We start from the raw sequence: 11507 nt of genomic DNA, 5'->3' as shown, positions 1-11507 counted from the left end.
AATAGAACAAGCTTTTAGAGATTATCTAAGATCTAAAAACTTCGAACAAATACATACTGCAAAAATTATAGACTCATCTACAGAAGGTGGATCTGAAATGTTTACAGTAAACTACTTTGACAGAAGATCTTTCTTAGCTCAATCACCACAATTCTACAAACAAATGATGGTAGGGGCTGGATTTGAAAGAGTATACGAAATAGGACATGCATACAGAGCTGAGCTTCACAATACTTGGAGACATTTAAATGAATACGTGAGCTTAGACGTAGAAATGGGATTCATAAAAGATGAATTCGAGCTTATGGACTTAGAAGAAGGCTTCTTAGATTACTTATTTAAACATTTAAATAAGGTTTGCAAAAAAGAATTAGAAATGTACAAAATAGATCTTCCAAATGAAGTTAAAATACCAAGAATAACTTTAGCAGAAGCTCACAAAATATTACTTGAAGAATACGGTAAAAAATCACCAATAGGAAATATAGATGCAAAAGGTGAAGAATTAATCTGTAAATACGTAAAAGAAAAATACGGAACAGAATTTGTATTTTTAACTAAATATCCAGTGGCAAAGAGACCTATGTACACTATGCCTGATGACGAAGATCCTACACTTACAAAGAGCTTCGACTTAATATACGATGGTCTTGAAATAACTACAGGTGGACAAAGAATACACGACTATGAAATGTTAAAAGAAAACATAATCAAATTCAGATTAAAACCAGAGGATTTTGATTTCTACCTAGACACATTTAAATACGGTATGCCACCACATGGAGGATTTGCAATAGGTTTAGAAAGACTTACTATGAAAATATTAAAACTTTCAAACATAAGAGAAGCTACACTAGTACCAAGAGACATGAAAAGATTAACTCCATAAAATAAGATATAATACTAATAAAATAAAAAGGAGATGGATATTATGGCAATTAGTAAGGATCAAGTTAAATATATTGCACAGTTAGCTAAGCTTCATTTTGAAGAAGACGAAGCTGAAAAATTTGCAAAGGAATTTGAAAATATATTAGAGCAATTCAAAACACTAGATGCTCTAGACTTAGACGATGTTGTAGTTGAAAGACCAACAGTTTCAGTAACTAGAAAAGATATACCTAAAAAATGTGAAATTGAAGACTTATTTAGAAATGTAAAAACAATGAGAGACACTGCTATAGAAGTGCCAAAAATCATTGAATAGGAGGTCATTTTGATGAGTATAAGAGAAACAGTAGCTAAGATTAAGTCTGGCGATATAAAAAGTTATGATGTCGTTAAATCATACGTAGATGTTATAGAAAAAAAAGAAGATAAAATAGATGCTTTCCTACTACTTCAAACTGATGAAGCTCTAGAAAAAGCAAAAGAAATAGATGAAAAGGTTAAAAATGGTGAAAAACTAGGAGCATTAGCTGGTATACCAATAGCTATAAAAGACAATATATGTACACACGGTGTAAAAACTACTTGTGCATCAAAAATGCTAGAAGATTTCGTTCCACCATACGATGCTACTATAATCAAAAAATTACTAGCTGAAGATGCTATATTAATAGGAAAAACTAACCTAGACGAATTTGCTATGGGTTCTTCTACAGAAAATTCAGCTATGAAGATAACTAAAAACCCAATAGATGTAACTAGAGTTCCAGGGGGATCTTCTGGTGGTTCTGCAGCAGCAGTTGGATCAGAAATGGTTCCACTTGCAATAGGATCAGATACTGGTGGTTCTATAAGACAACCTGCATCATTCTGCGGTATAGTAGGTATGAAACCAACTTACGGTCTAGTATCTAGATTTGGACTTATAGCATTCGGTTCTTCACTTGACCAAATAGGACCATTCTCTATGAGTGTAGAAGACAATGCTTATCTACTTAACGTACTTGCTGGAGAAGACGATTTAGACTGTACTACTGCTAAAGGACGTGAAAAGGTAGATTATACTAAAGATTTAGGACAAGATATAGCTGGTATGAAAATAGGTATACCAAAGGAATTCATAGAAGAAGCAGGTTTAGACCCTGAAATCAAAGAAATAGTACTAAAAGACTTAGAAGCTTTAAAAGAATTAGGCTGCGAAGTTGAAGAATTTTCTCTACCTATAACTAAAGATGGACTTGCTCCATACTATATAATATCTTCTGCTGAAGCTAGTTCAAACTTAGCTAGATTCAACTCAGTAAGCTACGGATACAGAGCAAAAGACTACACATCTGTAGACGATATGATAGAAAAAAGTAGAAGTGAAGGATTCGGTAGCGAAGTAAAAAGAAGAATAATGCTTGGTACATATGCATTATCATCTGGATACTACGATGCTTACTACAACAAGGCTCAAAAATTCAGAGCAAAATTAAAAGCTGACTTCCAAGAAGCCTTCAAAAAATACGATATAATACTTGGACCAGTATCTCCAATACTTCCATTTAAAATAGGTGAAAGATGTGAAGATCCTACTGCAATGTACTTAGCTGATATTTACACAATAAATATAAACTTAGCTACAGTTCCAGCATTATCTATGCCAGGAGGAAAGAGTAAAGAAGGTCTTCCAGTAGGTATCCAATTAATAGGAGATACATTTACAGAAGATAAGATATATAAAGTAGCTTATCAACTTGAAAAGAAATTAGCACTAGAATTTGATAGAGAGGTGTAAGATATGGTATATGAAACAGTCATAGGACTTGAAATACATGCTGAATTAAAAACTAAAACAAAAATATTCTGTAGTTGTTCTACAGAATTCGGTAAAAAACCTAATGAAAATACTTGTCCAATATGTCTAGGTATTCCAGGAACTTTACCAGTGTTAAATGAAGATGTAATAAAGCTTGCAATTAAAGCAGGTACTGCTCTTGATTGTACAATAAACAACTACAATAAGATGGACAGAAAAAACTACTTCTATCCAGACTTAACTAAGAACTTCCAAACTTCACAATACGATTTACCAATGTGTAGCAATGGTCTAGTAAAATTTGATTTTGAAGGAAAAGAAGTAAAGGTTAGAATAAACAGAATACATATAGAAGAAGATGCAGGTAAGCTTGTGCATTTAGAAGATGAACCATATTCATTAGTAGACTACAATAGATGTGGTGTGCCACTAATAGAAATCGTTACAGAACCAGATTTACGTTCTCCTGCTGAAGCTGCTGAATTTATGAGACAATTAAAGGGTATCCTTGAATACGCAGAAGTATCAGATTGTCGTATGGAACAAGGTTCAATAAGATGTGATGCCAATATATCTATAAGACCACTTGGACAAGAAGAATACGGAACAAAGGTAGAAATAAAGAACATAAACTCATTTAGAGAAGTTCAAAAAGCTCTAGAAAAAGAAGAAAAAAGACAAAGAGAATTATATCAATATGGTGAACAACATAAAATAAAACAAGAAACTAGAAGATGGGATGCTGCAAAGGCTAAAACTTTACCAATGCGTTCAAAAGAAGAAGCTCATGATTACAGATACTTCCCAGAACCAGACTTAACACCAATTATAATAGAACAATCTTTTGTAGATGAAACTAAGGCTAACTTACCAGAAATGCCAATTCAAAAACGCGAAAGATTTGTAAGAGATTACAAAATACCAGAAAAAGATGCTTCTATAATAATAGCTAATAAGACATTAGCGAGCTTCTATGAAGATGTAGTAGCACTTGGAGCAGATCCTAAGACAGTTGACAACTACATATTAGGAGAAATGCTTAGACTTCTAAATGCTAAAGGTTTAGAACCAGAAGATATAACTATGGAACCTAAAAACTTAGCAGAATTAATAAAAGTTATAGCAGAAGGTAAAATAAGTAAAACTGCTGGTAAAGAAGTATTTGAAGAAATGTTTGAAACTAACAAGGATCCAAATACTATAATAGAAGAAAAAGGACTTGCTCAAATAAGTTCATCTGACGAGCTTGAAAAATTAGTCGATGAAGTACTTGCTAAGAACCCTCAATCAATAGAAGACTTCAAAGCAGGTAAAAAACAAGCTGCAGGCTTCCTAATGGGACAAGTAATGAAGGCTTCAAAAGGAAAAGCAAACCCACAAGTTGCTAAGAAGATGATAGACGACAAGTTAAATGCTTTAGCTTAATAAATAGCTTAAAAAATTGATTTTCAAGAACCATTGTGTAATAATTAAATTATATGATGGTTCTTTTTTAAATAAAATTTATGAGAATAAGAAAGATTAGCGAATTTGCTATATCAAATGTAAAAAATAATATAACTATATTGTAAAAAGAAGGTAAATATATTATGAATATTTTATTGAAAAGATCAGTACAAAGGGCAATACTTTTAGCGACCTCATTTGTAATACAAATCGCGGTATTGTTGTTTTTTATATTTCAATATAAAGGAAATTTCCTACATTTTTATCTAGGGTCATTAACTCTTAGTATAGCGATAGTTTTTGTAATTATAAATAATAAGAGCAACCCGAGCTACAAAATCGCATGGATTATACCTGTGCTTATTTTTCCTATATTTGGAGGATTGTTTTACTTATTATACGGTGGAAATAAATTGAGCACTAGAGAAAAATTAAAAATGGTAATCCAAAATATAAAAATGACTAATTCTCTAAAACAAGATGATCAAATAATAGAGAATTTAGGCAAACAAAATATATATGCTCAAAATCAGAGTAAATATATTTTAGATTACGCAAAATGCCCTGTTTATAATAATACAGAAACTACTTACTTTAAAATTGGAGAAGAAAAGTACGAGGCTCTTTTAAGGGAATTAGAAAAGGCAGAAAAATTCATCTTTTTAGAGTATTTTATTATACAGGAAGGGAAGATGTTCAACTCCATATTAGAAATTTTGGAGAGAAAAGCAAGAGAAGGTGTAGATGTAAGGCTGATTTACGACGATGTAGGATGTCTCGTTACGCTTCCACATAACTACCACAAGGAGCTAGAAAAAAAGGGAATTAAATGTAGAGTATTTAACCCTATAAAGCCATTTTTTACTAGAAGATTAAACAACAGAGACCACAGAAAGATCGCAGTAATAGATGGAAACGTCGGTTTTACTGGTGGTATAAATTTAGCTGATGAGTATATAAATGAATACGAAAAGCATGGCTATTGGAAGGATGCTGCTATAATGCTAAAGGGAGATGCAGTGTGGAGCTTGACGATAATGTTTTTATCTATGTGGGACTATATAGATAATATAGATGAAAATTATCTGAGATTTAAGCCTTCTGCAGATAAAAAATATATAGCTAATGGATATGTTCACCCATTTGACGACAGTCCACTTGTGAACGAGCCAATAGGTGAAACTGTTTATTTAAATTTAATAAACAAAGCTAAAAAATACATATATATAAATACTCCTTATTTGATAATCGATAACGAAATGGCGACTGCACTTAAAATAGCATCTAAATCTGGCGTAGATGTCAAAATAGTAACTCCTTACATTCCAGATAAAGTATTTGTCCATGCAGTTACAAAATCATACTACGAATCATTTATAAAGGATAATATAGAAATCTACGAGTTTACTCCTGGATTTATGCATGCAAAGACATTTGTGGTAGATGATGAGTACGCAGTAGTTGGAAGTATTAATTTGGATTTTAGAAGTCTGTATCTACATTATGAATGTGGTGTATGGCTTTACAATACAGAAAGTATAAAGGACATAAAGGAGGATTACCTAAAAACTCTTGAAAAATGCTACAAAGTTACTTTACAGGAATGTAAAAATACAAGTAAGATTAAAAAATTCTTTAGATTAGTTATAAGATTGTTTGCGCCACTATTATAGTAGTGAGCAGATTATGGAGAAGATTTATGATAAAAAAATATACGGATTTGATATTTGGATTTTTGATGATTTTTTATTTTTTATTGATAAATTCAATGTCTTTATTGAGGTTTAAGTACATATTTTTATTTTTGGGATTTTTATGTATTTTTTACCATTTTATTAAAAAATACTTAGATGATAAAAATAAAGTTTACAAATTTATAAAAAAGGCGTTTATTATAGCACTGGCGTTGTTTTTTGTGGTAGAGGGATGCATGATTTTTTATCCTAAGAAAAATTTAAAAAATGATTGTGATTATATAATTGTTTTGGGAGCATTAGTAAATAAAAACCAAATAAGCAAGAGTTTACAGGATAGGTTAGATACATGCATAGATTATTTAGATAAAAGCGAAGACGATTGCTATATCGTAGTTTCGGGAGGTCAAGGTAGAGGAGAAAATGTAACCGAGGCTTCTGCGATGAAGAAATACTTAGTTTATAAAGGAGTTAGTGATGATTTAATTCTTATGGAGGATAAATCAACTACGACAAAGGAAAATTTCGTGTTTTCTAAAAAATTAATAGAACAAAAAAGCGGTAAAAAAATAGAAAATCTAGATATAAAAATAATAACGACTGACTTTCATACCTTGAGAAGTAAGTTGATTTCATATAGAGCTGGCTATAAAAATACTAGCTTTTATACTTCAAAGTCGAGCTACTACTTATATGCTTTAAATTATACAAGAGAATTTTTTGCATTAATATGTAATATTATGTTTAATTACTAAAGGAGAATAAAATGCTTAATAAATTTAATATAAATGTGGATGAATTAAAGGCAAATATAGATGGAATAAAATCTATGGTAAATAAGAAAAAAAGTTATCAGGATATAAAGAAAAAGGTATTAAATAAACATATAGAATTAGATGATCAAAATATAATCGATATATCTGTAGATGTAAATGTAGCCCGCGATGAAAACGGCGAGGAGGTCGTCTTAAATTCAAAAAATTTAGACCAGATAATAAACGATATAGCAGGGACTATTGTAAGAAATACTACCGAAAATATGGTCATGCCTAAGAATATAATTATTTCTTCTAAAGAAAATATAATGGATCAAATTGAGTATCAAAATATAGAAAAAACATACGATGATGTAGATTTAGGGATTATGAGTATAGAAAAACCGAGATACAGTATGGATCAGGTTTTTTTAAATCAAGATATGAAAAAAAATGTTTCGAGAATACTAGCTATAAGTAAAAATAAAAGAAAAATAGTAGAGGAGCTAAAAATTCAAAATTCTCTAAAGGGAGCAAACTCTATACTTTGCAATTTCTATGGAGAAAGCGGTAGTGGAAAAACCTCTGTAATCCACTGTATAGCAAGTGAGATAAATAAAAATATAGTTACAGTCAACTACAACATGATAGAGGCGATACCTGTTTACGATATACCGAAAACTATAAAGGCTATATTTGAAATAGCTAAAAAACAAAATGCTGTAGTCGTAATCACAGAGAGCGATAGGCTTATAAAACAGAAAAAAGTAGATTCAAGCGAGTACTACGACAATCTAATCAATGTAATAAAGGGTTCTATAAAAGTAGAAATAGGAAAATTTGACTCCTTATTATTTTTTACTTCAACTAATAAAGATAAAATAGACGAGTATTTTAGCAAATTGTTTTTTATAAACGTGGAGTTTAAAAATCCAGATGAATACGAGCGCGAAAAGCTGTGGGAGTTTTGCACTAAGGAAAATGTAAAATTATCTCCTATATTAGATCCTAAGAGCTTAGCTCAGAAGTACGAAAATATAAGTAGAGCTGATATTAAGGATATATTATTTATAGCAGCTTCCATTGCTTTAGAAAACAATAGAGATATTTTATATGAATCAGATTTTGATTCGGCGTACAGTCAGGTTTTAGAAAGATATTGATTTTATTTATAGAGGCTTTTGAAAATTTTGTTTTGCAGAAGCCTCTAATTTTTCTAATTTGAAAAATCTATATTTAATTGAATTTCCTCCCCGTCTATAAATAAATTATCTTCAATTAAATAAACGACGCTATTTCTAAAAAAATATGCATTCCTATCTGAAAGTTCAAAAGGGCAATTTTTCTTATCTAGTACAATATTATTTATTTTTAATACTAAAAAGCTGTTTTCAAATACAACATCTACTATCAAATTATGTATAAATTTGATTTGGACATTTTTAAGATAAGTATCGATAGATTTTAAAATAGAATCAAATATACAGTGTTTTAGTGCAAGCTCTTTATTGTAGCCGCATTTTGCACAATATATGTAATTAGATGATGTTTCTGATGTTATAGTTGTATATTCCTCATTACAAATGCTGCAAAATCTCTTCATTTTCATTTCCCCCTCGTTTTGAAATAATGTATAATTAATTTGACTATGACTAAATAGTAGCACTAAAATTCTGAAAATGGCACAGGTAAGTAATGGTAAATATATTTTGAAATTTATTAAATATTTTCTATAAAAATATGTTATCATATATAGATATGTGAGAAAAATGTATTGAGGAGGGAATTTTTTTGGAAGAAATATCAAATATTGATTTTGAACATCTGTCTTTTTCAACAGTCATGAGAAGACTTTCTGACTGGGCATTAAACGACGGAATAAACGCCGGTGTAAAGCTTATAATAGGCGTACTTGTAATAATTATTGGATTTAAGTTGATTAATAAAATATCTAATAAGTTTTTAAAATTTGCAGAGTTGAAAAACATAGACGTTACTCTAGTTAAATTTTTAAAATCATTCATAAATATATCTTTAAAATGTCTATTATTATTGATAATAATTGGAGGATATTGGGATATTGAGTTGACTGGATTTGCGGCTATTTTAGCTTCAGCAGGGGTTGCAATAGGTTTAGCGCTTCAAGGTAGTCTATCGAATTTTGCCGGTGGATTTATAATACTTTTCTTAAGACCTTTTAAGGTAGGAGATTATATCCAAGCAGCAGGATTTGAAGGAACAGTAGAGCAAATAGGAGTATTTTATACTAATTTAGCAACTGTAGACAATAAATTAGTCATGATACCTAATGGTACTCTATCAAATGGAAGCCTGGTAAATTTCACAGCTAAAGAAACTAGAAGAGTTGATTTTGTTTTCTCAGTTGGATATGATACAGAGCTTTTAAAAGTTAGAAGAGTGTTAAAGGATATAGTGGACAAGCATAATTTAATTTTATCTAAGCCAGAGCCTTTTATAGGTTTAGTTGAACACAATGCTAGCTCATTAGATTTTGCAGTTAGAGTTTGGGTAAAAACTGAAGATTACTGGACTGTATACTTCGATTTACTAGAGACAGTAAAAAATAGATTTGATGAGGAAAATATAGATATACCATATCCACAAATGGATTTACATTTTATAAATCAAATAAATAAAAATCAAGATTAATATAAAAAAACTGGTAGATACTAAATATATCGGCCAGTTTTTTTTATTTAAAAATATATTACAAATTTGTTATGAAATTGTAAGTAATATTTAAATAAATAATTTCATGAAATAATGTATAATCATATTATAAAAGAACATAATTATAAGAGATTGAAAATACAAATCGATCTCTTTGATATAAAAGTTTTATAATTTAAAACTGAGGAGCGTGGTAATATGGAATACATACAAAGTTTACTAAATTTAGTGCAAGATTACTGGATACTTTCAATATGTGTAGGTTTTTTTAGTGCTTTTGTAGAGAGCTTTGTTCCTATGCTGCCATTAGTTGCAATTGTAACAGCAAATGCTGCCTTGTTTGGAATGGCAAAGGGATTTTTAATATCTTGGATTGGATCTGTTACAGGAACTATTTGTTTATTTTTAATAGTTTCTAAAATAGGAAATAGTAAGAAATTACTTGAGAGAGTTAAAAGTGAAAAGGTTAAGAATGCTATTTTATGGATAGATAAGAGAGGATTTAAGCTTTTGTTTATAGCTTATGCTTGTCCATTTTTACCTGCATGCGTGATAACTATAGCAGCAGCTATTAGCAAGAGACATATAACTACTTTTACGTCAGCAGTTTTATCAGGGAAATTCATAATGTTTTTAGTGATAAGTTATATTGGACAAGATATATACGGATTTATAACTAGCCCTGTGAAGATAGTAGGATTTTGTTTGATCGTATTCTTAGCTTGGAAGCTAGGTAATAAATTAAACAAGGATTTAGATTATATAGAAGAAAAAAGACATATTAAGACAGAGGAAGAAGATTTAGATGATAGTGAATATATAGAACTGGAAAAGAGAGTTAGATAAAAATTAGAGGTTATTTTCAAAACCTCTAATTTTGATGTTTAATAATTTTAAGATATATTTTTATCGACTTGCTCCCAATTTATGAAATCGAAAAATTTATTTACAAATTGACATTTATCAGAATAAAGTCTTTTATCTAAGTTTAAGCAGAGCACGATTTGATGTTTAAATGATATAGGACAGTAAACTTCATTAGATGTCGCTAAATACAGATCCCCGCTAGGTTTACATGCTAAAAAAATCCAATCGGCATTTGAATTTATAGCTGAGCTTTTAAATTCTCTTTTGAAATCGTCAAAGCAGGTAAATGATTTATCTATTTTTTTTAGAAATTTTTCACCTGGAGAAGTTTTTCTAGCGGATAGATTTTTAAAAAAATATTCAAAATTAATTGCAGAGGCTGCGTTTAATTTGACATTTAGAGCTATTTCTTCTGGCATAGAATCTAAATTTTTTAGAAGATCTTCTAAAGATGCATCTTTAAATTCTTTATTATCTTCTAATATAAGGTTTAGATTATCTAGACATGAAGTGTACTCATCGTACATAGCTTTTAATTGAGTTTCGTTTATAAATTGATTTAATTCGCAAAAGGAATAATCGAGCTTTACAGGTTCTAATTTAGCTGAGCTCAAAGCATATGTACAGCTTAAATCGATTGTCGTACAAAATAATAATATCGACAAAAATAAAATTAATTTTTTCATTAGATTCACCTCTAATATATTATGTTACAAAATAGTTAAAAGTATTATAAAATTCATCTATAATATACAAAAATTATTTATAATATATAATAGAATGTATCTTTGCAATCTATTTGTAATAAAATTTGCGATACGTTATGTTATAATGATATTAAACAGTATAAAAATTTAATAAAATTTAAAAGGAGAGATAAAAATGGCAATAACATTATCAAAAGGTCAAAAAGTTAGTTTAACTAAAGGAAATCCAGGGCTTAAACATCTAGTTGTTGGACTAGGATGGGATACTAATAAATACGATGGAGGATTTGATTTTGACTTAGATTCAGCTGCTTTTTTATTAGGAGAAGGTGGAAAAGTAAATAATGATGCAGATTTTATTTTCTACAATAATTTAAAGCATTCATCAGGAGCTATTGAACATCTAGGAGATAATTTAACTGGAGCAGGAGATGGAGACGATGAACAAATAAAGGTTGATTTAAGTTTAGTACCAGCTAATGTAAGTAAAATTGCTTTTACTGTAACTATACATGAGGCTTTAGAAAGAAGACAAAACTTTGGACAAGTAAATAATTCATATGTAAGAGTTGTAAATGAAGACACTAAAGAAGAGCTTTTAAACTACGAATTAGGTGAAGATTTCTCTATAGAAACAGCTGTAGTTGTTTGTGAAATA

12 protein-coding genes are annotated in these 11507 nt (G+C 29.7%); 10 read left to right on the top strand and 2 right to left on the bottom strand.

Annotated elements, in window-relative coordinates; all coding sequences use genetic code 11:
• The 7 genes from aspS to ACI3VO_RS14360 form a co-directional block, all read left to right on the top strand.
• A partial coding sequence (aspS, locus tag ACI3VO_RS14390) for an aspartate--tRNA(Asn) ligase (RefSeq protein WP_439758580.1) occupies window positions 1–889 on the top strand: 889 nt, incomplete at its 5' end.
• A gap of 42 nt (window positions 890–931) precedes the next feature.
• On the top strand, window positions 932–1207 hold the full coding sequence (gatC, locus tag ACI3VO_RS14385) for an Asp-tRNA(Asn)/Glu-tRNA(Gln) amidotransferase subunit GatC (RefSeq protein ID WP_290691704.1): 276 nt from the start codon (window positions 932–934) through the stop codon (window positions 1205–1207).
• 12 nt (window positions 1208–1219) lie between these two features.
• The gene (gatA, locus tag ACI3VO_RS14380; protein ID WP_439758579.1) at window positions 1220–2668 is read left to right on the top strand and encodes an Asp-tRNA(Asn)/Glu-tRNA(Gln) amidotransferase subunit GatA; all 1449 of its coding nucleotides are present in this window, start codon (window positions 1220–1222) and stop codon (window positions 2666–2668) included.
• A 3-nt stretch (window positions 2669–2671) separates the two neighbouring features.
• On the top strand, window positions 2672–4114 hold the full coding sequence (gene gatB, locus ACI3VO_RS14375) for an Asp-tRNA(Asn)/Glu-tRNA(Gln) amidotransferase subunit GatB (protein ID WP_439758578.1): 1443 nt from the start codon (window positions 2672–2674) through the stop codon (window positions 4112–4114).
• Window positions 4115–4278: 164 nt separating this feature from the next.
• A complete protein-coding gene (gene cls / locus ACI3VO_RS14370) occupies window positions 4279–5808 on the top strand; it encodes a cardiolipin synthase (protein ID WP_439758577.1) in 1530 nt (509 codons plus the stop codon).
• 26 nt (window positions 5809–5834) lie between these two features.
• Window positions 5835–6584 (top strand): YdcF family protein, encoded by a 750-nt coding sequence (locus ACI3VO_RS14365; protein ID WP_439758576.1) that lies wholly within the window; start codon window positions 5835–5837, stop codon window positions 6582–6584.
• A gap of 11 nt (window positions 6585–6595) precedes the next feature.
• Window positions 6596–7747 (top strand): AAA family ATPase, encoded by a 1152-nt coding sequence (locus tag ACI3VO_RS14360; protein ID WP_439758575.1) that lies wholly within the window; start codon window positions 6596–6598, stop codon window positions 7745–7747.
• A 53-nt stretch (window positions 7748–7800) separates the two neighbouring features.
• Here ACI3VO_RS14360 and ACI3VO_RS14355 read toward each other — a convergent pair whose 3' ends face one another.
• Window positions 7801–8187, bottom strand: coding sequence for a hypothetical protein (locus ACI3VO_RS14355; RefSeq protein ID WP_439758574.1), 387 nt, complete (start codon window positions 8185–8187; stop codon window positions 7801–7803).
• 188 nt (window positions 8188–8375) lie between these two features.
• Between ACI3VO_RS14355 and ACI3VO_RS14350 the strand changes: the two genes are divergently transcribed.
• Window positions 8376–9254, top strand: a complete 879-nt coding sequence (locus ACI3VO_RS14350) for a mechanosensitive ion channel family protein (protein ID WP_439758573.1) — start codon at window positions 8376–8378, stop codon at window positions 9252–9254.
• A 219-nt stretch (window positions 9255–9473) separates the two neighbouring features.
• Window positions 9474–10121, top strand: coding sequence for a TVP38/TMEM64 family protein (locus ACI3VO_RS14345; RefSeq protein ID WP_439758572.1), 648 nt, complete (start codon window positions 9474–9476; stop codon window positions 10119–10121).
• 47 nt (window positions 10122–10168) lie between these two features.
• Here ACI3VO_RS14345 and ACI3VO_RS14340 read toward each other — a convergent pair whose 3' ends face one another.
• Complete coding sequence (locus tag ACI3VO_RS14340; protein ID WP_439758571.1) at window positions 10169–10828, bottom strand: Fe-Mn family superoxide dismutase; 660 nt, start codon at window positions 10826–10828, stop codon at window positions 10169–10171.
• 196 nt (window positions 10829–11024) lie between these two features.
• Between ACI3VO_RS14340 and ACI3VO_RS14335 the strand changes: the two genes are divergently transcribed.
• Window positions 11025–11507: TerD family protein (locus ACI3VO_RS14335; RefSeq protein WP_439758570.1), on the top strand; the 483-nt coding region annotated here is incomplete at its 3' end.

Source organism: Intestinibacter sp. (genome assembly GCF_051866655.1).
Lineage (GTDB): Bacteria > Bacillota > Clostridia > Peptostreptococcales > Peptostreptococcaceae > Intestinibacter.
The sequence above is the reverse complement of the archived record's forward strand: the minus strand, read 5'-3'. Positions and strand labels throughout refer to the sequence as shown.